Genomic DNA, 25244 nt, shown 5'->3' on the forward strand with positions numbered 1-25244 from the left:
AAAGCTTCAGCAATACAAAGCCTCTCAAGATGTTATCCCGTGACTCCAATCATATCATATGTTATTTGTCAATATTTAGAGGGCTGCTGCTAAAGCAGCTAATTTGTTACAGAATTTTATGATAACGCAACACTAAATTTTATATTTATTTTCAATTTTTACATGGAGTTTTCAGCTTCAGTAACAGCGGTCAAATTTTCAATTTTGCTAAACCTAAATAACGAATACCTTCTGGAGAAATATCAAAACGACAGGGTAAAACTTCTAAACCGAGGGTTATGGCTTGTCGTAACAATTGACCATATATTGGATCTGTGCTATCACCGGGAGCAAACTCTGGACAATCACCCCGATTGATAAAATACAGCATTACTGCACGATTGTGGGGTAAAACCTCCATTAATTCGCGTAAATGCTTTTGTCCTCTTGTGGTCTCTGTATCGGGAAAAAGTGCTAAATTTCCCTGTGTCCAAGTAGTGTTTTTAACTTCTAAATAAATCGGACGTTGTTGATCAATTCCGGTTAAGTAAAAATCTACACGGCTTTTTTTATCTTTTCCATAAACTACTTCACCCTTGATTTGTGTATATTCACTTAACTCTGGAAAAAGATATTTTTCTAAAGCTAGTTTTATTACTCTATTAGGTAAAGCTGTATTCACACCTACCCAAGTCGGTTCTGGCTCTTGTACTTGAATTAACTCTAAGGTGTAGGCTAATTTACGGTTAGGATTATCACTTTTAGAAATTTGTACTGGACTACCAACAGTAGACACTCCAGTCATTGGCCCTGTATTAGGACAGTGGGCTGTCACCATTTCCCCAGAAGTAAGTTGAATATCAGCAAAAAAACGCTTGTAGCGTTTGAGCAATACGCCAGAGTAGAGTACTGGATAGTTATAAAGCCAATCAATCATGGAAATATGTAAATTATTTCTTTAAGGTATTAGTAATAATACGATTAAACTCGAAATAAATATCATCATAATTTTATAGAATATTTTGATATAGTGACTCACATTAGGTAACTATAAAAAATACTCGTTAAAAAAATGTTATGAGCAATGAATATAATTCTGCACTTGCTGCTACTGAGTACTATTTACGTTCAATGGAGCATTTACTGACAGTAGTTCAAGAACTTTGTTCAGCGCATACCTTAAAGGAGATTACAAAAATTGTACTAGTAGCAGTACGAAAACTGACAAGTTCTGATGGAGCTACTTTTGTGTTATCAGATAATGGCTTTTCTTACTATGTGGATGAAGATGCTATTAGTTCGATGTGGAAAGGTCAGCGATTTCCGATGGATACAACCATTAGTGGTTGGGTGATGAGGAACTGTCAACCAGGGATTATTGAAGATGTATCTGTTGATCCAAGGAGTTCCCATTTTTTGTATGAAAACACATTTGTTAAAAGTATGGCTATGGTTGCTATTTGTACTAAAGGAGGTATTAGTGCTATTGGTGCTATTGGTACTTATTGGGGACAACACCATCAACCGACTCATGAAGAGGTTAAGTTGCTGCAATTACTTGCAGATAGTACAGCGATCGCAATGGATAATGTCGCCATATATGCAAAACTGGAGAAAAAATTGAGCGATCGCACTACAGCCCTAGAAATTGCTCAAACCACCTTACTACAAGAAACCCAAGAACGTAAAGCTATTGAAGCAGAAATTCGCCGCATCTCTCACACTGATGAACTGACTGGACTCCATAATCGGCGAGGCTTTTACCTAATGGCCGAACAGCAAATACGATTAGCCAAGCGATCGCAAATGTACACTAGTGTCATGTTTATTGAACTGAGTAGACTTGAATACATTAATGAAACCTTTGGTCATGAATTCGCTGAGGACACTATTGTTATAACTGCAAATTTGCTCAAACGAAGTTTACGCAATTCTGATACGCTAGGACGGATAGAAAAAGATCAATTTGTTGTTCTCGTACAAGGATACCAGCTTGCCTGTGAAGTGATAGAGCAGCGAATGGAAGCTAATATCCACCAATTCAATCAGAATCAACAGTTACCGTTTCCCATATCTGTAAATATTGGTGTCTATCCCTACGATTCCAATCAGACTATTTCACTAGATGACCTGATTGCATTAGCTCATCTTAATATCCATCAAAAAAAATCAGCCAAATCCGAAAACCCTCAATAATTGGTCAGGTACAGCTAAGTAGGTAGACTTGATAGCAATATTTCGGTAATTTAACAATTTTTGTAGTCAAATTTACGACAGTTAAATAATAGTTGCATATAATAGATATTACAGACCTTCCGCGTTAAAAAATCGGGAAGAATTTTAAAATGCAAGGAAAGAAGTCCTATGCAAAAAGTCTCATATGCTACAGAATTAGAATATGCTTTTCTGTTTACCCTGAAAAAAATAAATTCGATTAATACTGAAGGTTTTCAGCCATTTTTTCAGAACTTACCTGTTGATCCTTACATTAAGGGTAAATATCGCTCAAGAAGGTTATCACGGGTCATTGTTTCTGAAAACAAGATCATGAAACTCCCACATGGATACCTATTTCAAAGCCAAGATTATAATTCCTTATTGGGTGATATAAAAAGAGATTTTGCAGAATTAGAAGATGCACTTGTAGAACTAGATATTTTTAAGAACTTGGTTTTAGCTTTTAGCGATGCTTGTAAACTGCACCCAGAAGCCGAAATTGGTATTCATCAAATCAGAACCGCCTGTTCACCAGGTCATTTAGGAAATCCTGCACCTGAAGGTATCCATCAAGATGGAAGTGATTTTATTGGAATTTTTTCTGTTGCTAGAGAAAACATTCAAGGTGGAGAAACACATTTATATACTGCTAAAAAAGAGAAACCAGTTTTTAACAAAATCTTGCAACCAGGAGAACTAGTTGTGGTTAATGACCATGATTTTTTCCATTTTACAACTCCTATTAAATCTCACAATCCAGCACCAGGAACTAGAGATGTTTTTGTACTTACTTGTCCTAGTTTAATTTCTGAATAGATAGTTAGGAGTTAGGAGGAAGAAGGAAGAAGGAAGAAGGAAGAAGAATATTTTTCTCTTCTGTTTGCTGTTCCTTGCCTTAATCCTTACGCATCTTGTTGATTAAGGCGAATCATTTCCCAAGTTGTATATGTACCAATGGGACTCCACAGTAAATAAGGAATTAGTAATAATGCAGCCCAAACAGAAACAGGTAATACTGCTATGGTTACTAAAAGACAGATCATAAAACCTGTACCCCCAAGAATTGTACCCACCGTTAAACTACGAAACCGAAACATTACAGGTGTGTAAGCAATTGTAAATATTTCCAGAAGTAGGTATAAAATCATCATTAACCAAGTTACAGCAGTACCTGGGCTGTGTTCCCAGATAATATAAGCTGACCAAGCACCACAAATAAATATTACTGTCCAGATTAATGGAATTGCGGCCTCAAAAGTAAGCCATCTGGGTCTTTGTAAGTGCCTGAACCACTGGCGATCGCTAGGTGTAATCTGGTTAGCCCCTAAGGCAACTAAAAAAGCCACACCCCCGATTACCATCCAAGATTTAATCATAGCTTCTGATCTTTGGCGTTGATTTTCAAGAGTACTGATACAGTAATATTATCAGTAAATGATGTGGTTAATTGTACATATTAGGGAAGATGGAGGAATATTTATCTTCTTCCTACCTTCTGCTTGAATATTTGGCGGTAATTATGCCTGGAGAAGGGGGTATAGAGTCAGCTTAACTGTCCCAACTCCCCAATTCCCTATTCTTCCACGCGATACCCCAATTCTGCCAACCTGATTCGTGACTGTCGCCATTTTGGTTGGACTTTGACAAATAATTCTAGATAAACTTTGCCGGTAATTAGCTTTTGAATTTGTTGACGAGCTTCACTACCGATCGCTTTGAGCATTGTGCCACCTTTACCAATGAGTATTCCTTTTTGTGAATCTCTTTCAACATTGATGGTAGCGAGGACACGGGTAATAGCTGGGGTTTCTTCGACTAGATCAATTGCGATCGCTACTGAATGAGGTACTTCTTCACGAGTCAACAGCAAAATCTGTTCCCTGATTAATTCCCCCATAATAAACCGTTCGGGTTGGTCTGTAACCAAATCAGGTGGATAGTAGAACGGGCCTGTTTCTAAATTGCCAATTAATAATTCTTGCAGTTCTGGTAATCCTACCCCAGTCTTGGCAGAAAATTTGACCATTTGCCATTGATGTTCAGTTGCTAACTGAGTGTAACTATCATCTAGCTTTTGGAAATCTGAAGGTTGTTCGTCGATTTTATTTATACCCAAAATCACAGGGGTTTGACTACGACTTAGTAATTCAGCAATATAGCGATCGCCTCCACCACAAGCTACTGTGCCATCAACTACAAACAGCACCACATCTACCGACTCAATTGCCAGCTTGGCATTTTTTACCAGTACTTCCCCCAATTGATGATGAGGTTTATGAATTCCTGGGGTATCAACAAAAATTAACTGTGCTGTTTCTGTAGTTAAAATGCCGCGTAACCGATTCCGCGTAGTTTGGGATATTGGTGATGTAATTGCAATTTTTTGACCGACTAAATGATTCATTAAAGTAGATTTACCGACATTAGGACGACCAATAATGCCAATAAAACCTGATTTAAATTCAGGAGGAGCTTGGGGAATTGTCACTTCTCCTGCGAAAGAGAATGTATAATTATCAATACTACTCACCTTAGACTCCACCTTCATATTTCACAATTGGTATAAATGGGTTTCTTGCTGTAATCCAAAATAGACATAAAATCACCCTGACACTTCCAGATATTTTCTTACCTTAAATTTATGCGACTACTTAAATAGTATACTTTTTCAAACATTAAAAACCAAAAAGTCAATAATTATCACTTCACTACTTCCAAATTTTTAAAACTAACTCACCTTAAATATACTGCGCTTAGTTGGAATTTTAATTTTTACAAAATCACAGAAAAACCTAAATGTATTGCATAGATACAATTAAATGCTAAACCCTTACTTATCAAATGAACCCAAAAGAATTTTTACAAAAATTAATTTAAAAAAGTTTTGAATATATAAAAAGCTAGATAAACAAATAATATTTTCCTAGACAGATATTAATTTAAACAATTGAAACTGACATAGCAGTTGTCAGATTAGCAACTTAACAGTTCTAAATCACAAATCCCGTAGGGGCGGGGTTTCCCCGCCCTTGATATTAGTGCTAGTGCATTCACCCAAAAACCGCTATAACTATTAAGTTCCGGGTAAATTTCGCAATCTATCATCTAAATGAGTCCGGTCAGCCAAAGCCTGTAACATTGGACCATGATCTGTAAACTGGACAATACTTAAAGACCCAACTGGACATCCCCAACGATAACGAAAGCGTCCTACATCAATTCCTAATAAACTACAGAGAATAATTCTGATAGTTGCCTTATGAGCAACAACTAAAACATTACCATTGTCATAAAGATGCTTAATTTCTTCAATTACTTGCATAGCGCGAGAAGCAATTGTTACCGCTAATTCTCCACCAGTAGGAGCATACCAAGCAGGGTCGGCTGACCAACGGATATAATCATCATGATATTCACGGCTGATAATTTCTGGGGTTTTACCTTCCCATTCACCATAGTTAATTTCCTTCAAACCATCTCGTAGTTCAGGTTGCATTCCTATAGCTGTACATAGAGGTTTCGCTGTTGCTCTGGTTCGTTGCATGGGACTAGAAAAAACTGCCTTCCAATGGGTAGAACTGTAAGCAGCAGCAAAAGCATTTGCCATTTCTATACCGTCTGGAGTGAGTGCTGTGTCTATTGCACCACAATAGGCATTCATGCGGCTAGATTCTGTTTGTCCATGACGGAGTAGATAAAGAGTTAGGCTCACGGTATATTCTCGTTGAAGTTGAATTTAGGAGTCCGAATATTCAGAGAATAACCGTATGTATGATTATTTAGCAAAAAGAGCGATCGCATTTCTCTGTTTATGGTTCATGTAGCGTGTCGTAGATAGAGGCTTTTCCGATGGGTAGCGATCGCTTGCTTTCCTCATTATATTAAATAAAGAAAGTGTCGTTATAAAACTCAATATTCACAATGGTAGCAACCGCAGTAAATCCCTATCTTGACGGCAATTTTGCCCCAGTCCACCAAGAAATCACCACAGACAGCCTAAAAGTTATAGGTGAATTACCACCCTATCTTTCCGGGATATTTGTCCGCAATGGCCCCAACCCCCAGCATTCACCCATAGGTCAATATCACTGGTTTGACGGTGATGGAATGTTACATGGTGTACAAATTAGCAACGGTAAAGCCACTTATCGCAATCGCTACGTCCACACCAGAGGCTGGAATATTGAACATGAAGCGGGTAAAGCTGTTTGGAGTGGAATGTTAGAACCACCCCAAATGGATAACCCCTACGGACCAGGTAAAAATACAGCTAATACCGCATTAGTATGGCACGCCGGACAATTTTTAGCCGTGTGGGAAGGAGGTGCGCCGCATAATATCCGACTTCCTAACCTAGAAACAATTAGTGAATACACTTATAATAATCAACTCGTTTCTCCCTTTACTGCTCACCCTAAAGTAGACCCAGTTACAGGAGAAATGATGTTCTTTGGCTACTCATTTTCCCCACCATACCTGCAATATAGCGTAGTATCAGCCCAAGGAGAGTTATTAAAAACAGTCCCCATTGACATACCAATGGGAGTAATGATGCACGATTTTGCCATTACTGAAAATTACACCATCTTCATGGATTTACCTTTGACATTCAGCCCAGAACGAATGCAAAAGGGAGAACCGATGATGATGTTTGAAAACCAACGTCCCAGTCGCTTTGGCATTGTTCCACGTCATGGAGACAACAGCAACATCCGCTGGTTTGAAACCCCCTCCTGCTTCATCTTCCACACCCTCAACGCCTACGAAGATCAAGACGAAGTAGTACTTATCGCCTGTCGCATGAGTTCCACAAACGTTTTAATGAGTCAATCAACAGATCCCACAGCAGACATACCCCTACTACACCGTTGGCGCTTTAACCTCAGCACAGGTGTAGTCAAAGAAGAAATGCTAGACGACGTACCAGCCGAATTTCCTCGCATTAACGAAAATTTTTTAGGAAGAAAAACCCAATACGGCTACACTGGAAAAATGGCCAATACTCCTGTACCTTTATTTGAGGGAGTAATTAAGTACAATTTCAGTAATGGCAAATCCCAAACCCATGAATTTGGACAAGGACGCTACGGAGGTGAAGCAGTATTTGCACCCCGTCTTCATGCCACCACAGAAGATGATGGCTGGCTTATAACCTTTATTTATGATCAAAATTCAGAAACTTCCGAATTAATAGTAATAAATGCTCAAGATGTCACCAGCGAACCCGTCGCACGAGTCATCATTCCCCAACGAGTACCCTATGGTTTCCACGGTGCTTGGATATCAGAATCACAGTTGAGAAATTCTATCTAATTCATCCCTTCTCTTTCTCATCTCGTTTCTCGTTCTCATCCCTTCTTGTTCCCATACTCTGTATGGGAATGAATTCTAGAAGGCTCTGCCTTCCTTTGCTAAAATAGCATCCTAAGAGATAAAATAAACCATTAGTTTAGATTAAATTTAATTAACACAATTACCCATTCAAAAAATAGTAAAGTAAAAATATAAATTCACTAATAATCATAATTTCTCCTGTCCACTCACCGCAATCTTGTAAATTTCCAACTTACTGACATTTCTCATGGCTAGAAAAACCAAGTCTGCATCTTCAACCAACCAAGTACCCCTACTTGCACTCTCAGAACTACATATCCATTTAGAAGGTTTAGAAAAAGAACACCAATCACTACTCAAACAGATTAAGAGAAAACGCACAGAACTAAACAACTTTGTTGAACAAATGCGTTCTTTAGCCACTGAGGTATTTCATCAAGCCACCCCATGCTTCAAAAAAATATCAGACCTCGACCAAGAAATTCATGCGCTTTTTAATGAAATTTTTACTACCAGAAAATTTGGCAAACAAACTAAAAAAAATATAGAAGGGCTTTATTTAAATCTCCAGATGTCCGGGATAATCAGCCCCAAATCTGCCAAAGAAGAAGATAATGATACAGAACTAGATGAACTATTTGAAAACCCAGAAAAAGATGACGATGAAAATAATCAAAATCGTCAGAACTATTGGGAATCAAATCATGAAACTGAATCTACTTCTGCAAGCAGAACCGAGGAATCAAGGAAAGTTCGGCAGACATTCTTGAAATTAGCAGAAATCTTTCACCCCGATAAAGTACAAGACAGTGAAACCCATAAGTCTCATACAGAAATCATGAAAGAAATCAATAAAGCCTACCAAGAAGGAGACTTAGCAAGACTTTTAGAAATTGAACGTCAACATCAATTAGGAGAAACTATTGATAACAACAGTGAAGATGATTTAACTCGCAGATGCAAAAATCTAGAACAACAAAATGAAATTCTCAAAACTCAATATGAAAAATTAAAACAAGAACTAAGACTAGCTAAAAATACTCCTGAAGGAGCAATGGTTTCTGATTCTCGCAAAGCTGCAAAACAAGGAATTAATTCTGTTAATTTAATGTTAGAAACTCTAGAATCTCAGATTAATATAATTGTTGATATTCGTGATTTCATCAAAAACTTTAGAGAACAGAAAATTACCATTAAAGAATTTCTCGCTGGTCCTCCAAGTTTGCGCTCAATGAGAGAAGATATGATGGAAGAACTTCTAGAAGAGATGATGCAAGAATTAGGAGGAGTAATTATTTTTTAAAATAGGAATTTTATAGCTTTAGTCTGTAATTTTAAATGAGTTCTAATTTTTCAAAAGCAAATCAGTAAACTCGCGCAAAGTCTTCTTATACTGTTCTCCGGCAACCGAAAATAAATCATTATGATGTGCATTTTCTACCCACAAATAAAGCTTAGGTGAATTGACAGCACCAAATAACTTTTCACCATGAGTAAAAGGAATAATTTCATCTGATTTACCATGCATCACCAACACAGGACATTTTACTTTTTTGATTTTATCCAAATTGTTAAACTTATCAAAAGGTAAAATAGAAAAAGGTACAACAACCCGAAAAGCTGAAGTGAAAGCACTTTCAATAATTAAACCAGCTATCGGTTTTCTTACTGCTAAATCTACCGCTGAACCACCCCCAACTGAACGTCCAAAAACGATAATCTGCTGGGGTGCTATTTTTAATTCTTGCGTTAAATAATTGTAAGCAGTATCAATATCTTCATAAGCATGATTTTCTGTAGGTGTTCCCTCACTCGTACCATAACCGCGATAGTCATAAGCAAAGATGCTAAAACCGAAATCGCGTAATTTTTCTAATCTTTCTTTGATGTCTCCCAAATCTTCCGCATTCCCGTGGATGTAAAGAATTGTGTATTTAGCTTGAAGATTTGGTAAATAAACTGCTGAAATTTGCTGATTTTCTCTAGTTTTCAGCTTGATAATCTCTGTTGTATCTTCATAGCTAGATGTTTGAGGTAGAAAAATCATACTATCTGCCCGAAAATATACATAGATAGCAAACAAAATGTAGATAAAAATTAAAGATTTGAGCATCCGTTTCCAGGTAAAATCACCAATTAACAGTTTTCTCAGTCGCTTTTGATCCATATCTAAGTGTAAGATTGAAGTATCTGGATAATGGTCACAAGTATGATATTATGCTAAACATGGTGATGACTCAAGTTACTAATTATTCATTGGAGCGATACTCACCGTAATCTACCCTAATACAGATAGCTCATTCAGCAATAAAATTACCAAAAATCAAATAAAAAAAATTCATAGCACAACGCACTTTCCGTCCTAAAAATTATAACCCACTATATAACCGTCCTTCATATTCAACTGCTTCCCCCAATATCAAAGTGTCAGAAAATTAGTTCTCAAGATTAATGCATGCTATGGTTCCTTTTGTTTGTGAAAAAAAGTAAATAGTAGTAAATATGTCTCCTAAATTAACTGTAGTTATACCTACTTACAATGGAGAAAGCCGTTTACCTCAAGTTTTAGAACGGCTGCAAACTCAAAGAGGTATTGAAAACCTTAATTGGGAAATTATCATCGTTGATAATAATAGTACCGATGGTACAGCAAAGCTGATTCAGGAATATCAAGCTAATTGGCGTAACGACATACCCTTACGTTACATATTTGAACCAGAACAAGGATTAGCCTTTGCTAGAAATAAAGCCATCACAGAAGCAAAAGGTGAATTAGTTGGTTTTTTAGATGATGATAACTTACCCGCATCTAATTGGGTGATTGAGTCCTATAAATTTGGACAAGAACATCCTAAAGCAGGAATATATGCTAGTCAAATTCATGGTTTATTTGAAGTCCCACCTCCAGAACATCTCAAACCAATCCTGTTTTACCTAGCTATTACGGAAAGAGGTTCCCAACCCCTCTTGTATGAACCTAGTAAACAAGGTTTTCCCCCAGGTGCAGGCTTGGTTGTACGTCGTCATCTGTGGAAAAATTATGTCCCCAAAAAGCTGTTTCTAGTAGGTAGAGTTGGGTCATCAATGTTAGCTGGTGAAGATGTAGAAGCTATGTTGTATATTTATCGGGCTGGATGGGAAATTTGGTATAATCCAGAAATGCGAATAGAACATATTATCCCAGCATGGCGATTAGAAAGAGATTACTTAATTTCCTTGATGCGTGGAATTGGTTGGAGCCGCTTTTACCTGCGAATGTTAATGCTTGCAAATTGGCAAAGACCTTTTTTATTTTTTGTATACCTGTTAAATGATGGACGTAAAGCAATATTATATTATATTCGTCATCGCAAAATGATTAAAAGCGAAGTCGTTGCAGATTGTGAAATGGAAAGACTTTTTGCCACTTTTATTAGTCCTTTTTATTTAGGATGGATAAAAATTAACAGATTACTGAAAATACACTAATGTCTATTATATCTGTAATTATTCCAGTATTTAATGCTGAAAAAACTATTCATGAAACAATTAACTCAGTTTTAAATCAAACATTTGGTCAATTTGAGTTAATAGTAATAAATTCTGATTCAACAGATTCAACGTTAGAAGTTATTTCTCAAATCAAAGATCCACGTATAAAACTATTTTCTTATCCTCAAGCAAATGCAGCAATTAATCGAAATCGTGGTTTCAAACACGCTTGTGGTGAGTTTATTACCTTTTTAGATGCAGATGATATTTGGACATCAGATAAACTTGAAGCACAATATAGGGTGTTACAAGAAAATCCCCAAGCGACTGTTGCATACAGTTGGACTGATGCGATTGACGAACTAGGTAAATTTTTGCGTCCATGCAGTCATGCTACTTGGTGCGGTGATGTTTATGCAAAACTATTGTTGGATGATTTTATTGGTAGTGGTTCCAATGTCATGATTCGTAGAAATGTTTTTACTTTAGTAGGTGGTTTTGATGAATATCTGACAAATGCTCAAGATACTGATCTGTGGTTACGCTTATCAGCAATTACAGATTTTATGTGCGTACCAAAAACTCAAATTTTATATCGTATACTGCCAAATTCTATGTCCTCTAACATTTTGGGACTGGAGAAATCAAATTTGCAAGTTATTCATCGTGCTTTCGCTCATAAGAAAGCTGAATCTTATCAAAATCTAAAGCCTTACAGAATTGCTAATCTATATAAATACCTTAGCTATAAAGCTCTGACAGTTCCTCCAGGAAAACAAAACAGCATCCAAGCAACTCGAATTTTATGGCTAACCATTATAAATGACACTACTCTCTTACAGAAGCCAATTATCTACAAAGCTTTATTAAAACTAATGATCATGACTCTACTAACTCCTCAACAAGCAATGTTATTACTGAATAAGTTTTCCAAAATTTCTAATATTAGTACATTTTTTGGTTATATAAAAACTAATCTCCCATCCACAAAATCTTCCAGCTAATTGGAAATCACAAATAAGAAATTACAATCTGGCACTAAATTTTGTTGCATGAGTTAGTTAATAACAATCAGTAAATTATGAACATGAAAATAGCATATGTAGCGGTAGATAATTTTTTAAATAAAAACTCTTGGACAAAACATCTACAAGGGCGTTGTGCTGCTGAATATTACATAGCTAAAAATCTGGCAGATAAATCTACATACATAGATTATATTAGCCCACTTAGCAAAGAATTTTCCCTATTAACTAGAGCAAAATGGAGCTTATATAACTATATATTTCATAAAAAATATTATCGCTGGGCAGAGCCAATAGTTGTTAAAAATTATGCTTTTCAAATTGAAAAAAGATTAAAATTACTAGATACAGATATAGTTTTATGTCCAGAAAATATAGTCCCAATTGCTTATCTTAATTGTCATCAACCACTGGTTTTGTGGACTGATGCAACTCTCAGTTCTCTCATAAATTTCTATCGACATATGGAAAATTTATGTGATGAAAATATTAAAAATATATATGCAATGGAGGCAGAAGCTCTTAATCGATGTCAGTTAATTATATATACATCTGAATGGGCGGCTCAAACAGCAATTGATACCTATGGAATCTCTAAATCAAAAATCAAAATAGTTCCTTATGGAGCTAATTTAGAATGTGATAGAACCTGGGAAGATATCCGAGTAATTGTAGGATCTAGAGAGGAGAACAAATGCAAATTACTTTTTATGGGTGTTGATTGGTTGAGAAAAGGTGGAAATACAGCTTTTCAAGTAGCGAAAGAGTTAAATAAAGCAGGATTAAATACTGAATTAATAGTAGTGGGATGTCAACCAGAAATCAATGAACCTCTACCAGAATTTGTTAAAGTTACGGGGTTTATTGATAAATCAACGTCTGAAGGATTGGAGAAAATTAATAGATTATTTGCTGAATCACATTTTCTAATTTTGCCTTCGAGAGCAGAAGCATTTGGTCATGTATTTTGTGAAGCAAGTTCTTTTGGGTTGCCTTCTTTAGCAAGTAATATTGGTGGTATTCCAACAGTAGTTAGAGATAACTTCAATGGTAAAACTTTTTCTATTAATGCCAGTATTTCCGCATACTGTAACTATATAACTAGGTTAATGACAAATTATAGTGAGTACCAACAACTAGCGTATTCATCTTTTGAGCAATATCAATCTCGATTAAACTGGCAAGTATCCGTGCAGACTGCTAAACAGTTGATGAAAGAATTAGTATATTAACCGATAATTGTATCTTGTTACCGGGATATTGATTTCGCTCTTCCCTATATCTTCGCCTAATTAAGTTATCGCGCTTCTACGTTTCATCTATATTTTAATCAAGACTGGTTTTTGCAACAATGTAACCTAAGCTCTTCCAAAATTTAAAAAAAGTTCAAAATCTAAGAGAACAAGCCTTCTTCCCTTCTCAATTTTTGCAATAGCAAATCCCAAACCCAAATTTTTGCTGTAAAGCGCCTAAAATAGAAAGGCTGTACTCAAATAGTAATCTGGAGATATTTTTCATGTCCCGTCGTTGTCAACTAACTGGTAAAAAAGCTAATAATGCGATGGCCGTTTCCCACTCTCACCGTCGCACCAAGCGTCTGCAACAAGCTAACCTGCAAAGCAAGCGCGTTTGGTGGGCTGGTGGTAATCGCTGGGTAAAACTAAAAATGTCTACCAAAGCCATCAAAACTTTAGACCAAAAAGGTATAGAAGTAATGGCTAAAGAAGCTGGTATCAACCTGAACCATTACTAAACCCCCATTTACCAGAGTAGGAAAATATTCGCTCAATCACCTCCTCTCTGGGGAGGTTTTTAATTACTTTGCATATTTCTGCACATAAGTGATATTTTTTTTATAAAAGCTGGGTAGTATAAACTTGCACTGTTAATAGAAACTTCATAAAATTTGACTACAATTCCACAGTTATCAGTGAAATCACCGAGCAATATGCCAGAATTATAGCATATTAGAACTATTTAATTTTAAGAATTTCAGTATTTTCCAGATGAAAGCAAAGATTACAACAATGTTATAACCAAGTTATACCTTATTGTGTAAATTGTATTTAGTTGCATAGTTGCTTGATTTGCAATTAGCACAACTAAAATGCAGTACTTGGATGAATATACAGTTTAAATTTTGTCTACAAAATAGAGTTTTAGCCAATTTTCTCGATATCCAAAAAACATTAAAAATAAGTACCAAATTACTTAGCAGGGAAAGCAGCTATGTCTCAGAAACGTCAGTCAGTTCAGGCAATGCTAAGAATATCAAAAAAAAATATTCGGAAGTTTTTAAGAGCAGCTAAAAAGCAACTCATTTACTTGGTGCGTACTACTTTTAGAATTAACAGAAACCGAGAAACAGCCAATGCCGGTTTTATCTTGCCCACAGTAGCAATGGTATCTATAGTAGTTGTTTTACTGACTATTGCTATTATGTTTCGGTCATTTGATCGAGCTAAAAATGCCAGTAATGTCCGCGTGAATGAGGCTGTTATTAATGCTGCCACACCAGCGATTGATCGAGCCAGAGCTAAAATCAACAAGCTATTTGAAGATAAACGACTACCAAGAGCTACGCCAGCAGATTCTGTATTATACGAAACATTGACGAATAATATCAATGAATACACATTTGGCGATGAAACCAAACTGAGGCTAGTTTCTGGTACAGATGAGTCGCTTACAGCATGGAGATTTCCCGTAGATACCGATAATAACGGGAAATTTGACAGCTATACTCTGTACGGTATTTACTTTAGAAATCCTCCTTTAAGCGGTAGTCAATATACTCGTGCCAGAAATCCCTTGGAATCGAGAACTCAACCTATGGCTGCTAATAATGGGGAGGCAGGGTGCGAAGATACCTTTGGTACAAGTGCAACTTTAGTAGGTATTAATGGTTGGTTTAGGTTTAGCAGCAGGTTGAAAAAAGCTTTTTTTGTATACACTGCCACAGTTCCTATTACCACTACAGCTACTATCCCAACTGCTACTGCAACTAATTATGAGGTTTACAAAGGTAACAAAGGCTTTTCTGCCGTAGAGTATCAACAAGACAGAGTGCAAATCCCTGTAATTAATAATGCTGTTCTTTATGAAGATGATTTAGAACTGACTCCAGGCGCAGACTTCAAGTTGAATGGACGGGTTTTTACTAATAGCAACTTACTGGTGGGTTCTGATGGTGCAGATATTACATTACATCAAATTAGTAGCAAAGATTCCTGTTTCTACGAGCCTGACAATGCCAAGGTTATAGTTGGGGGCAATATAGGTATTGGTAGATTTACAAATGCAGGTGATTTAAATAATGGAGCCATAGTTCATTTATTTAACGGCACAGGTAATGTCTCTACCTCTCAAATCAAAGACCACAAAACAGTCACAGACAACCCATCACTCATAGCTTACAACAGTCTAGCCTATGTACAGCGTATCAACCGCTTAGTAGCGGCTCAGATAGCTATAGATAACGATGGGGATACTGATCCAACTGAGGTTAAAGAAGGTATTCAAAAGACAAAGAATGAACTTGGGTTAGATAGTTACACTACAGAAGAAGAAGAAAGATTTCGTACAGAACAATTACAGCTGTATTTTCAAAGACGTACCCGTCGTGTTCCTTATAGAGAAGTCGCTTTTGGCGGCGATGCTTTAGGTACATATGCCACAACAACACCACTGCAAGGTAGTGGTGACACACTACGCCCAATAAATATTTGGAGCTTTCCTACCAACCCTGCTAATGGTAAAGTAGGTACTGGCTACGCAGGATTGACACTCGCACTGAATGGTACTAACAAGCTTTATCCTAGTGCAACTGAACCAACGAGGTTACAAACAACCTATGGTGGAAAAGAGCAATATTTAGGCGATAGAATTTCTGTTGGTAATAATTTACCTCAACTCTGGTTTAAAGGAGGAGTATTTGTGGGACCAAATGCCACTGATACTCAATCAATTACTGGTATTAACTGGGATAATCCTACCACTCCTACAGTACCTAGGACTCGTCGCTCTCTTGTAGAAACACTGGCTGATGTAGGATCTACAGATAGAGATGGAGTTTGGGAGCAAGCCGCCGCTACGGTACCAGATAACCCACAAGAACCTATTGGTGGTTTGAGAGTCATCACAGGTGCAGGAATTTATTTGCCTGAAGGCTACACTACCACAGGTAAAAATGACACGACTGACACTACTTATGATTTAGCTAAAGCTGGGACTATAAAAATATGGTCTGATATGATGCCAGTAGCTTCTAGTACAGCGACATCACCAAGTAGTACAGTCGATCCAACCATTATACTACCAAACGCACTGACACCCTATTTGCGAATGCGGGCTACAGCGGTTTATCATTATAAATCAACTGGTTACAATGAGGATACTCCAGTCCCAATAGCTTGTGTTAGTAGCTATTATGATCCCACTAGTGAAAATCTAGCCAGAAATAAATCGGGTTTAGCTGATGTATCTCCTGTTGACCGCCTTACCACTCAGCCTTACAATACTGCTCTTAATACAAATGCCGGGAATTCCCACAACGGCATAGTTTATGGTGCGCCTAATAAAGCCGTAAGTGACTATCAGAACGTACTCAATTACCAAGCCCAATTAAAATATCCAAATGGCCGTTGGGTGAATGAACCACTCAAAACTGCTCTAGCAAAAACAGCCGCAAATCGAACCATTGCCGAGCAATCTGCTATAGATGCAGAAATTTGCGCCCTACAGATTTTCGATGGCAGTATTCCAGCACCTTCTACGCCCTTACCAATTCCTCACGGTGCAATTCAAGAAGTAGCATTTCTAGATGCGAGGCAGGTTAAGGCAGTTCATAATGATTTAACACCCGGTGTAGAAACTTTCACTAATGCGGCTGGTTTTTGTCCTCAAGCCTCCGGTGATTGCCCTTTGGGAATACCTGCTGCAAACAAAGCGCAAGTACCAGCAGCAGCAGATTATGATCTACCCCTCAGAGACAGACAGCCCCTGGAAATTCGTGCCACTGTTTTAAATATAGGTCAGCTTCGCACAACTGCAATTGGTGGGACAACTCCTTCACAGGAATACTTATTGCCAAATAGCGGTATTATATATGCCACTCGCAATGATGCCCTCATAGATGCAAGTTCAGCTTTAACAGATGCAACGGCGAAAAAATCAGAAAGTACGGTGGACTATAAGCTTGACCCTACTCGCCGTCCTAATGGGATCATGCTTCTCAATGGTTCAGAAATTTGGCGTGAAGAGGATTATCGAGATGCAGAGAAAGGGTTAATTTTAACTACAAATTTGCCTGTATATCTCAAGGGTGATTTTAACCTACACGACGAACAAGAATTTACAACTGCACTAACTGATGATTGGGGCAATTTCTACACTCGCGCTAAAAGTACCCGTAATCCTAATTTTGCCTGTCGTCCTAATGATTTAAGGCTACCGAATTGTACAACTGGTGACAAGTGGCGACCTGCTTCTATTTTGGCAGATGCCATTACTGCACTTTCTAATAACTTTAGATTGGGCTTCCGCAATGAGGGAGACTATGACTTAAACAATAACTTGGGAGATAGCGAATCTATCACAGCATTGAAAAATGTTGGCTTTTTTGCTAACACCTTCGCCACAAATGCTAGTTGGTATAACACCGGCGCAACTCTAAGGGGGTATCCAAAAGACTTGGAATCTACTCCAAATGCGTTTCAAGGTAGTACTTACGTCAACAACTTTGTCACACCAATTCAACGACGGGCAACCTTCAATGAGTATTTGATGGAAATATGTCCGAAATTGCCTGTTTCGGCTTGTACTGCTGACGATTGGTATGTTAATTACGACGCACCAGGTTCAGCTAATAATATTCGCTTATGGAAACCAACTGGAGATACAACTTCTAATGTACTTCTAACTGATGGTACTGTACCTGCATCCTCACTAAATGCTGGTACGACTGTTGATGCCCCTGCTACTGGACTTCTACGCTATCCCCGTCGAGTTGCTTTCAAACGTCTTAGTAGTACAGATCCATTAACTAATGGAATATTGGTTCTTGATAACAACACAACATTTAAACGTCCTACCCCATTGGGTATTGATTCAAGTGGTAACGTAGCAGAGTATCCCTATGGAGCTAGTAATACTAATAATCCCAGGGTTGTTACCAACAATAATGCTTTATGGTTCAAAACAACGACAAATACTACCAACCCAAGAACCGATACTAATAACGATCCAGTTGTTGCCTCTGGGAAGGTGTTGGTGCTTGCTAACGAGACTCTGAATCCAACTAAGGACAGCCATCCCCGATTGCTGCCAGTTTTACAAGTAGATGCACCTTTTGGTACTCCTCCAAGTTCAAGTTCAACTGATGTGGGTACTAATAGTAACAGTAATTGGTTGCAAGTAGCTACAGAAACTACTTTCAACGTCATCATGGCTGCTGGTGATACTCCCGCTCGTCCTACTGAAGATAATGGCGGGCTGCATAACTTTACCCGCTTTTTAGAACACTGGAACCCAACGTCAACTAACGTTAAAGCTAGAATTAACGGTTCTTTTATGCAGCTTAAAAAAAGTGCTTATGCCACTGCATCATTTACTACTTCTCTAGAAGGTGCAGCTAATAGTCTTCTGTATCAAATTGGGATTAACGGTGGTAGAGGTTCCTTCTATCTTCCTCCTGAGAGGCAGTGGGGTTATGATGTAGGTTTGCTGTCTCAATCACCCGATTTATTTGCCCAAAAATTGGTGACTATACCACCTGATAAGCCAGATGAGTATGTCCGAGAAGTTGGTCGGGATGATATCTGGGTGGCAACTTTGTTGTGTGCTAAAGATACAAAGGGAACAACAAGTACTAGTGATGACACTTTTGCTATTGATTCAGATCAATATGGTACTTGCCCATAAAACTTAGAAGCTGGTGATAAACAATGATTAGACGTAAACAACAGCAAACAAGTCATTCTGATAGCAATTCTGGTTTTACCATTATTGAGTCTTTGGTAGCGATAGTTGTAGTTAGCATCTTACTAGCTGCGATCGCACCAGTTATTGTTCTATCCACTGCTACTCGTGTTCAAGCGAAACGGATAGAGCTAGCATCTCAAGCGGCCAAAACATTTATTGATGGTGTCATAACCGGCTCAATTACAACCCCAGATGTAGTTGATACTCTTTCTGTTCCTACAACAGGATCACCCAGAAATATTACGGCCACACCAGGTGACTACTTAGTTAACACGACAAAAATGCCTGCTCCCACCTCAGCAACTGGTCTCTATTGCTTGAGGAAAGATAATGTGATCAGTAACATATCAACAGATTGTGCGGATATTAACAACATCAACTTTTTCGTCCAAGCTGGTCGAATTGAAGTAGTATCTGCTGGCATAAATGATGGTTATCGGTTGGCAATTCGGGTATATAGGGGAGATGTGGCGTTTGGAAATTCTAGCAACCCTATATTAGTCAGCCAAGGAAATACTAAAAATCAAGCCTCAGTAATGACAGGTGGATTAGGTAATAAACAAGCCCCATTAGTAGAAATGACTACTGATGTCAGCACTCGTTTTACTTCATTTCAGGCTTTCTGTAAGCGTTTAGGTGCTGCACCTGGCAGAACCTGTCAATAAAAGCTTGGGACAAGTTAACGCGTGTAAGGCGTGCATCTATTCAGTAAAGGAAAGACCACATGATGACGAATACACTAAAACTTCTACTCAGGAACCAGCTAAAATCCTCAAAGGTCATTCAGCAAGCTAGTGGTTTTACCCTGATTGAATTGTTGATCGGTATGGCAATGGCATTTCTGATCATCACGCCCTTACTAGGATTTATGATCAGTGTCATGAATACAGAGCAACAGGAGCAAGCCAAAGCCAATTCTGAGCAAGAAATTCAAGCCGGACTAGATTATATTGCTCGTGACTTAAAACAAGCAGTCTATATCTATGATGCAGATGGTATTAATGCTCTTACTAGCACAGCAAATAGCGGACCGCAAATACCTGCACCAACTGATAGAACGCCTGTTCTTGTATTTTGGAAACGAGAATTAGTCGAAGATGTAATCGCTAATTCAGGAACTGCGGATAAAGATGATACTTTTGTGTATTCATTAGTTGCTTACTACTTGATTAAAAATAATGATACAACTTGGTCTAAAGCCGCTCGTATTGGTAGATGGCAAATTAGGGATGGTGTAGTCACTACTAGTACAAGTGATAGTGATAGCAAACTTTGTACTGGATATACTTCTAGGTATGTTAAGGGACCCACTAGCAATCCCGATAAATATTGTCCTAGTACAGGTTTTGAACCCTTTGATCTCAGTCAACAAGGAACCATAACCGAAAGTATGAATGCCTGGACAAAAAAAGCCTCAACTACTTATACAGCTGATACTTTAGTACTTGTAGACTATATTGATCAAACCACAACTGGTGCGCCGCTTGCAACTTGTCCTAACTCAGCAAGTGCCGACATCACTTGGTCAAAAGTAGCACCAACGAGCAGGACTAGTTTTTATGCTTGCATTGATGTACTTAATACAACATCAGAAGTATTTATACGTGGTAATGCTCTCGCTCGTATTAATACTCAGGGAAATAACATTGCATATAGTGATGGACAAAAAACTTATTTTCCTACTGCAAACACCAGAGTTCAAGGGCGGGGGTACTTGTATAAATAATGCTGAAAATTGGAGGATTAAAAAATGGCTGCTGATTATAGAATGGAAAATTTTCTTGTCAAGTTATGGTATCACGACCGTAATAATACTATCAGAAAGCTGAGAAATTTAAAATCTGGATGCACTGATCAGAATGCTGGCTTTACCTTAATAGAACTACTCGTAGTTATATTGATGATAGGCGTTTTATCGGCAATAGTAGCTCCTAGTTGGCAGGGATTTCTCAACCGACAACGATTAAATAAAGCTTACGACGGTGTTTTATCAGCTTTACAGCAAGCTCAGACATCAGCTAAAAATAGCAAATTGAACTATAGCGCCAGTTTTAGATTCAATAGTACCAGTCAAATTCCTGAGTATGTTATTTATCAGGGTACCACTCTACCTAGTTCGGGTTGGAATAGTTTAGGAAGTGATTTGGAGAAAAGTAAGGTTTTATTTTATAGCAATATGACTGGTGTGAATACCAAATCTACTAGTGGGAATATAGTTCTGACTACAACTGGAAGTGGCACAATTACTTTTGACTACATGGGTGCTTTAGCGCGGAAATCTGATGGTAATGATGCTGACATACCTTTAAAAATAATGGTAGCCATACCCACAGTAGGAACTAATCAAGCTGGTAACTTGAGACGCTGTGCTATCCTGGAAACCCTGATTGGGGGAATGCGAACAGCAAAAGACACTAGTTGTACTTAAATCAATTAGTAGCAATAAATTAGGTAATTTCAGTAAAAAAACTATATCTAAAGGAGTGCTAAAAGTAGCAAAATTGGAAATTGAGTAACTGTTTTGGGAATTTGTATATTTCTTGAAAAAATTGCTCTCAGTAAAAATATAACTTTAAAAGCAATGAATAATTGCATTGATTTTACCGTAGCTATTCCTACTTACAACGGTGAACATCGTTTACCTGAGCTACTAGAAAAACTAAGAAGTCAAATTAATACAGAAAATATCTCTTGGGAAATTATTGTTGTTGATAACAACAGTACGGATAATACAGCTAAAATTGTGAAAAGCTATCAGGACAATTGGCTGTGTTCATTTCCTTTAAAATACTGCTTTGAAGCCAAACAGGGAGCAGCTTATGCTAGAAAAAAGGCAATTGCAGAAGCTAAAGGTGAATTGATTGGGTTTCTAGATGATGACAATTACCCAACCCCTAACTGGGTTTCATCCGCTCATAGTTTTGCTCAACAATATCCCCAAGCTGGTGCTTATGGTAGTCAAATTCATCCTAACTGGGAGGTAAAACCACCAGAGAATTTCGAGAGAATTGCCCCATTTTTAGCAATTACAGAGCGAGGGGACTTACCTTTGCTATATGAAAATAAGAAAAGATTACTTCCTCCTTCTGCTGGAATTGTTGTCCGTCGTCAGGCTTGTTTAGACATTGCACAGAGTCCAACAATTTTAACTGGTAGAGTAGCTGACAATATGCTGACCAGTGAAGATTTAGAAATGTTGTCTTATATCCAAAAAGCTGGGTGGGAAGTTTGGTATAACCCGGAAATGGAAATTTATCATAAAATACCTAGTTTTCGTTTAAAAAGAGAATATTTAATACCATTTTTTAGAGGTATTGGACTAAGCCGTTATGTGACTCGCATGGTAAATATCCAACCTTGGAAGAAACCGATTTTTTCGTTGCTCTATATGCTTAATGATTTGCGTAAAGTCTGTTTACACTTAATCAAATATAGAAACAGGTTAAAAAATGATTTAGTTGCATCTTGTGAAATGCAATTATTTTTAAGTAGTTTGGTGAGTCCTTTCTATCTTTGGAAGCATGGTTATTTGTAGTGATTAGGACTGACATTTTACTGATATCGTAAGATATTAACTCAATTTGATTATGCAAACGGGGACGGAGAAACACTGCCCCTACAGGGTTTGTGATAAAAAATCATAATTTGTTTTAGGTTGAAGAAGAGTATTTTTTGCATGGATGCCTGAATAACTCTTTTCCCGATATATTGAGGGGATACGCTAATTTTTTGTTGAGATTAAAGCTTTCTTTATGAAAATTTCATATTTAAATTAACTTAAGCAAGTGAATATATGAAGTATGAAAAATATATAGCTATGACCAATGAATACAAGGCGCAAATACTCTTTTGGTAAATCTAATGGCGGATTTACTTTGCTAGAAAATTTAGTGGTTGTGTTTGTAATTGGCATATTATCGGCAATAGCAGCTCCTAGTTGGTTAGCTTTTGTGAATATTCGTCGTTTGAACGTTGCACAAGGTCAAGTTTACCAAGCAATGCGCGAAGCTCAAATCCAAGCTAAAAAAGAGAAATTGACTTGGCAAGCTAGTTTTAGGGAACAAAATAGTATTGTCCAATGGGCTGTTCATCCTGCAACAGTTAGCCCCAGTAATGCTGTATGGAATAGTTTAGATTCTAGTGTCCGCTTAGATAGTGAAACAAATTTGGATCTTGTCAATAATGTTCGGCAGATTCAATTTGATTATATGGGTAGTGTGAAACTTCAACAATTAGGAAGAGTGACTTTATCTAGTCAGTTTGGTGGAACAGCAAAGCGTTGTGTGATAGCTTCTACTATTTTAGGGGCAATGCGAACGGCAAAAGATCGTCCTACTGCTCAAAATGGTAAGTATTGCTATTAAAATTATGTTTAAATACACCAAGTATATTTTGAAATCACTAACTAACGAGAAACAGCACCTCATTATTTTTACCCGCTATCCAGAATCAGGGAAGACAAAAACCCGGATGATACCTGCTTTGGGTGATGTTGGTGCTGCTAATCTGCAAAGACAGATGACGGAATATACTATCAAGCAGGTAAAAGAATTACAAAAAACATCTGCTATCTCTGTGGAAGTGAGATTTGCGGGGGGTAATTTGCAACTGATGCAAGATTGGTTGGGGTTGGATTTGGTTTATAATTGTCAAGGTGAGGGCGATTTAGGTGAACGGATAGTGCGATCGCTTGCCGATGCTTTTAACAAGAGTGCAGAATATGTAATTATCATTGGTACAGACTGTCCTGGAGTAAATTCACAGATTTTAGCCACAGCTTTTGAGCAACTAAAGTCTTTTGACCTTGTACTTGGCCCCGCAATTGATGGTGGTTATTATTTAATTGGGTTGCAGCAACCAATCCCAGAGCTATTTTCCCATATCGACTGGGGAACTGCTCAAGTATGCCGACAAACTATAGAAATTGTCGAAAAACTTAATTTGTATTTTGTATACTTACCTACACTGGCTGATGTAGACCGTCCAGAAGATTTACCTGTTTGGGAACAAACCCTGACAGGAAATGTCGAAAGATGAGACTCAGTATTTTTTAGCAACAACACCCATAAAAGCTACTATTGTGGTATAGTTTAAAACCAAACATTACAGTAAATGAAGTGGAAAATTCATGCCCCAAAAGGGTTTTACTGCTTTACGGGCTTATTGTGATCAGGACATTTTGACTGCTGCTGTATAATCTGTCTTAGCTTTTTATAATTGGATAGTCACACAGAAAGGATGGTGAAGCCCACAGTGAGGCAGATAAGTCTGCTCAGTTTTATGCTCCAAGAGTTGTAACTTTATAGATAGCAAACAATTTTATTCACAACAAATTTACAAAAATATGGTTAACCGCGCTGCTGCCTCAAATACTTCACTCACACTCAAAGTTGTGGGAATAATCTGCGTTTTGTCTTTTTTCGTTGATTTTCTGATCCTGTTGTTAGGCTTCAGTCCCACTAATAAGCAAGCACAAATTGGCTTGGCAACAGCCCTAGTTGACCGAGGAATTGTGCCGCTAGTCGGTTTAGGATTTATATTTGCTGCATCTTGGATGGATGGAGTTGAAGATCGCCCACGAGGTATTGATTTAAGATTTCCAGTCCTGATTCTCTCAAGCATCTTAGGATTGATGTTTTTGTTGATTTTTCCTCTGCACCTGAATAACGTGCGGCAAGCCAGTACACAAACTGTCAAAGACATCTCCCAACAAGCTCAACAAGCAGAAACCCAACTTAACAACCAGTTATCCCAATTTGAAGCCCAACTCAACAACGATCAGGCCAAAGCTCAATTAGAGCAAGCGCGAACCCAAGCTAAAGCTAGGTTTAGTGAACTAATTAAAGATGAGCAGAGATATAAGCAAGCACTTGAAAACCCCCAACTTCCCGCAGAACAAAAAGAATTACTCAAGAAATTTAAAGCCAATCCCCAAGAGCTTGATAAATTTATTGCTCAACAAACAGATCCTAAAGAAGTTGCTAATCAAAGACTGAGCGAAATTCGCCAACGCAAAGAAACGGCAGAAAAAGAAGCTAAAGATAATGCTTGGAAGTCTGGACTGCGGATTGGTTTGAGCAGTTTGTTATTGTCTATTGGTTATATCATCATCGGTTGGACAGGATTAAAAGGTATGGGTACTTTGCAAGGTAGTAAACGTAAGGTTCCAGCGCGTTAATCTACGAGGCATTCAGTAATACAATTGAGGGCGGGGAGACCCCGCCCCTACGGGTTTGG

The 25244-nt window shown here is 37.8% G+C and carries 21 protein-coding genes; 16 read left to right on the top strand and 5 right to left on the bottom strand.

Annotated elements, in window-relative coordinates:
• Positions 1-190: 190 nt before the first annotated feature.
• Positions 191-916, bottom strand: a complete 726-nt coding sequence (gene sfsA, locus VB713_RS09790; RefSeq protein WP_323311370.1) for a DNA/RNA nuclease SfsA — start codon at positions 914-916, stop codon at positions 191-193.
• Positions 917-1056: 140 nt separating this feature from the next.
• Here sfsA and VB713_RS09795 point away from each other — a divergent pair, with 140 nt between their 5' ends.
• Both VB713_RS09795 and VB713_RS09800 read left to right on the top strand, forming a co-directional pair.
• Positions 1057-2175: a diguanylate cyclase domain-containing protein gene (locus VB713_RS09795; protein WP_323311371.1), complete on the top strand. Its 1119-nt coding sequence runs from the start codon at positions 1057-1059 to the stop codon at positions 2173-2175.
• Positions 2176-2343: 168 nt separating this feature from the next.
• Entirely contained in the window at positions 2344-3012 is a 669-nt protein-coding gene (locus tag VB713_RS09800) for a 2OG-Fe dioxygenase family protein (RefSeq protein WP_323311372.1), read from the top strand.
• A gap of 86 nt (positions 3013-3098) precedes the next feature.
• Here VB713_RS09800 and VB713_RS09805 read toward each other — a convergent pair whose 3' ends face one another.
• The 3 genes from VB713_RS09805 to VB713_RS09815 all read right to left on the bottom strand — a co-directional run bounded on the left by VB713_RS09805 (position 3099) and on the right by VB713_RS09815 (position 5908).
• Complete coding sequence (locus VB713_RS09805) at positions 3099-3572, bottom strand: TspO/MBR family protein (protein ID WP_323311373.1); 474 nt, start codon at positions 3570-3572, stop codon at positions 3099-3101.
• Positions 3573-3769: 197 nt separating this feature from the next.
• Positions 3770-4744 (bottom strand): GTPase Era, encoded by a 975-nt coding sequence (gene era / locus VB713_RS09810; protein WP_323311374.1) that lies wholly within the window; start codon positions 4742-4744, stop codon positions 3770-3772.
• Positions 4745-5269: 525 nt separating this feature from the next.
• The gene (locus VB713_RS09815; protein WP_323311375.1) at positions 5270-5908 is read right to left on the bottom strand and encodes a histidine phosphatase family protein; all 639 of its coding nucleotides are present in this window, start codon (positions 5906-5908) and stop codon (positions 5270-5272) included.
• A gap of 209 nt (positions 5909-6117) precedes the next feature.
• Here VB713_RS09815 and VB713_RS09820 point away from each other — a divergent pair, with 209 nt between their 5' ends.
• Both VB713_RS09820 and VB713_RS09825 read left to right on the top strand, forming a co-directional pair.
• Complete coding sequence (locus VB713_RS09820) at positions 6118-7509, top strand: carotenoid oxygenase family protein (protein ID WP_323311376.1); 1392 nt, start codon at positions 6118-6120, stop codon at positions 7507-7509.
• Positions 7510-7777: 268 nt separating this feature from the next.
• Positions 7778-8833, top strand: a complete 1056-nt coding sequence (locus VB713_RS09825; RefSeq protein ID WP_323311377.1) for a J domain-containing protein — start codon at positions 7778-7780, stop codon at positions 8831-8833.
• Between the two features lie 42 nt (positions 8834-8875).
• Here VB713_RS09825 and VB713_RS09830 read toward each other — a convergent pair whose 3' ends face one another.
• Positions 8876-9697, bottom strand: a complete 822-nt coding sequence (locus VB713_RS09830; protein WP_323311378.1) for an alpha/beta hydrolase — start codon at positions 9695-9697, stop codon at positions 8876-8878.
• Positions 9698-10032: 335 nt separating this feature from the next.
• On the opposite strand from VB713_RS09830, the gene hpsE (VB713_RS09835) reads away from it, so the two are divergent.
• From hpsE (VB713_RS09835) to VB713_RS09890, 12 genes are all read left to right on the top strand, one after another.
• Positions 10033-10998: a hormogonium polysaccharide biosynthesis glycosyltransferase HpsE gene (gene hpsE, locus VB713_RS09835; protein ID WP_323311379.1), complete on the top strand. Its 966-nt coding sequence runs from the start codon at positions 10033-10035 to the stop codon at positions 10996-10998.
• Positions 10998-12005 carry a glycosyltransferase gene (locus tag VB713_RS09840; RefSeq protein WP_323311380.1) on the top strand — a complete coding sequence of 336 codons (1008 nt, stop codon included), beginning with the start codon at positions 10998-11000 and terminating at the stop codon, positions 12003-12005. Before hpsE (VB713_RS09835) ends, VB713_RS09840 begins: the two co-directional genes overlap by 1 nt.
• Before the next feature lie 83 nt (positions 12006-12088).
• Positions 12089-13258, top strand: a complete 1170-nt coding sequence (locus VB713_RS09845) for a glycosyltransferase family 4 protein (RefSeq protein ID WP_323311381.1) — start codon at positions 12089-12091, stop codon at positions 13256-13258.
• A gap of 284 nt (positions 13259-13542) precedes the next feature.
• Positions 13543-13779: a 50S ribosomal protein L28 gene (gene rpmB / locus VB713_RS09850; RefSeq protein ID WP_015213089.1), complete on the top strand. Its 237-nt coding sequence runs from the start codon at positions 13543-13545 to the stop codon at positions 13777-13779.
• 476 nt (positions 13780-14255) lie between these two features.
• A complete protein-coding gene (gene hpsA / locus VB713_RS09855; protein WP_323311382.1) occupies positions 14256-18947 on the top strand; it encodes a hormogonium polysaccharide biosynthesis protein HpsA in 4692 nt (1563 codons plus the stop codon).
• Positions 18948-18970: 23 nt separating this feature from the next.
• The gene (gene hpsB / locus VB713_RS09860; RefSeq protein WP_323311383.1) at positions 18971-19672 is read left to right on the top strand and encodes a hormogonium polysaccharide secretion pseudopilin HpsB; all 702 of its coding nucleotides are present in this window, start codon (positions 18971-18973) and stop codon (positions 19670-19672) included.
• Between the two features lie 59 nt (positions 19673-19731).
• Positions 19732-20733: a hormogonium polysaccharide secretion pseudopilin HpsC gene (gene hpsC / locus VB713_RS09865; protein ID WP_323311384.1), complete on the top strand. Its 1002-nt coding sequence runs from the start codon at positions 19732-19734 to the stop codon at positions 20731-20733.
• A 24-nt stretch (positions 20734-20757) separates the two neighbouring features.
• On the top strand, positions 20758-21435 hold the full coding sequence (locus tag VB713_RS09870) for a type II secretion system protein (protein ID WP_323311385.1): 678 nt from the start codon (positions 20758-20760) through the stop codon (positions 21433-21435).
• Between the two features lie 153 nt (positions 21436-21588).
• Complete coding sequence (gene hpsE / locus VB713_RS09875; protein ID WP_323311386.1) at positions 21589-22542, top strand: hormogonium polysaccharide biosynthesis glycosyltransferase HpsE; 954 nt, start codon at positions 21589-21591, stop codon at positions 22540-22542.
• Between the two features lie 289 nt (positions 22543-22831).
• Positions 22832-23371 carry a type II secretion system protein gene (locus VB713_RS09880; protein WP_323311387.1) on the top strand — a complete coding sequence of 180 codons (540 nt, stop codon included), beginning with the start codon at positions 22832-22834 and terminating at the stop codon, positions 23369-23371.
• 4 nt (positions 23372-23375) lie between these two features.
• Positions 23376-24044, top strand: coding sequence for a TIGR04282 family arsenosugar biosynthesis glycosyltransferase (locus tag VB713_RS09885; RefSeq protein WP_323311388.1), 669 nt, complete (start codon positions 23376-23378; stop codon positions 24042-24044).
• Positions 24045-24351: 307 nt separating this feature from the next.
• A complete protein-coding gene (locus VB713_RS09890) occupies positions 24352-25185 on the top strand; it encodes an HpsJ family protein (RefSeq protein WP_323311389.1) in 834 nt (277 codons plus the stop codon).
• The last annotated feature ends 59 nt before the right edge of the window (positions 25186-25244 follow it).

The organism is Anabaena cylindrica UHCC 0172 (assembly GCF_034931625.1).
Taxonomy (GTDB): domain Bacteria; phylum Cyanobacteriota; class Cyanobacteriia; order Cyanobacteriales; family Nostocaceae; genus Anabaena; species Anabaena cylindrica_A.

Excerpts from the sequence above, each read along its gene's own strand:
- sfsA (WP_323311370.1), bottom strand. The coding sequence starts at position 916 with ATGATTGATTGGCTTTATAACTATCCAGTACTCTACTCTGGCGTATTG.
- VB713_RS09795 (WP_323311371.1), top strand. The coding sequence starts at position 1,057 with ATGAGCAATGAATATAATTCTGCACTTGCTGCTACTGAGTACTATTTA.
- VB713_RS09800 (WP_323311372.1), top strand. The coding sequence starts at position 2,344 with ATGCAAAAAGTCTCATATGCTACAGAATTAGAATATGCTTTTCTGTTT.
- VB713_RS09805 (WP_323311373.1), bottom strand. The coding sequence starts at position 3,572 with ATGATTAAATCTTGGATGGTAATCGGGGGTGTGGCTTTTTTAGTTGCC.
- era (WP_323311374.1), bottom strand. The coding sequence starts at position 4,744 with ATGAAGGTGGAGTCTAAGGTGAGTAGTATTGATAATTATACATTCTCT.
- VB713_RS09820 (WP_323311376.1), top strand. The coding sequence starts at position 6,118 with ATGGTAGCAACCGCAGTAAATCCCTATCTTGACGGCAATTTTGCCCCA.
- VB713_RS09825 (WP_323311377.1), top strand. The coding sequence starts at position 7,778 with ATGGCTAGAAAAACCAAGTCTGCATCTTCAACCAACCAAGTACCCCTA.
- VB713_RS09830 (WP_323311378.1), bottom strand. The coding sequence starts at position 9,697 with ATGGATCAAAAGCGACTGAGAAAACTGTTAATTGGTGATTTTACCTGG.
- hpsE (WP_323311379.1), top strand. The coding sequence starts at position 10,033 with ATGTCTCCTAAATTAACTGTAGTTATACCTACTTACAATGGAGAAAGC.
- VB713_RS09840 (WP_323311380.1), top strand. The coding sequence starts at position 10,998 with ATGTCTATTATATCTGTAATTATTCCAGTATTTAATGCTGAAAAAACT.
- VB713_RS09845 (WP_323311381.1), top strand. The coding sequence starts at position 12,089 with ATGAAAATAGCATATGTAGCGGTAGATAATTTTTTAAATAAAAACTCT.
- rpmB (WP_015213089.1), top strand. The coding sequence starts at position 13,543 with ATGTCCCGTCGTTGTCAACTAACTGGTAAAAAAGCTAATAATGCGATG.
- hpsA (WP_323311382.1), top strand. The coding sequence starts at position 14,256 with ATGTCTCAGAAACGTCAGTCAGTTCAGGCAATGCTAAGAATATCAAAA.
- hpsB (WP_323311383.1), top strand. The coding sequence starts at position 18,971 with ATGATTAGACGTAAACAACAGCAAACAAGTCATTCTGATAGCAATTCT.
- hpsC (WP_323311384.1), top strand. The coding sequence starts at position 19,732 with ATGATGACGAATACACTAAAACTTCTACTCAGGAACCAGCTAAAATCC.
- VB713_RS09870 (WP_323311385.1), top strand. The coding sequence starts at position 20,758 with ATGGCTGCTGATTATAGAATGGAAAATTTTCTTGTCAAGTTATGGTAT.
- hpsE (WP_323311386.1), top strand. The coding sequence starts at position 21,589 with ATGAATAATTGCATTGATTTTACCGTAGCTATTCCTACTTACAACGGT.
- VB713_RS09880 (WP_323311387.1), top strand. The coding sequence starts at position 22,832 with ATGAATACAAGGCGCAAATACTCTTTTGGTAAATCTAATGGCGGATTT.
- VB713_RS09885 (WP_323311388.1), top strand. The coding sequence starts at position 23,376 with ATGTTTAAATACACCAAGTATATTTTGAAATCACTAACTAACGAGAAA.
- VB713_RS09890 (WP_323311389.1), top strand. The coding sequence starts at position 24,352 with ATGGTTAACCGCGCTGCTGCCTCAAATACTTCACTCACACTCAAAGTT.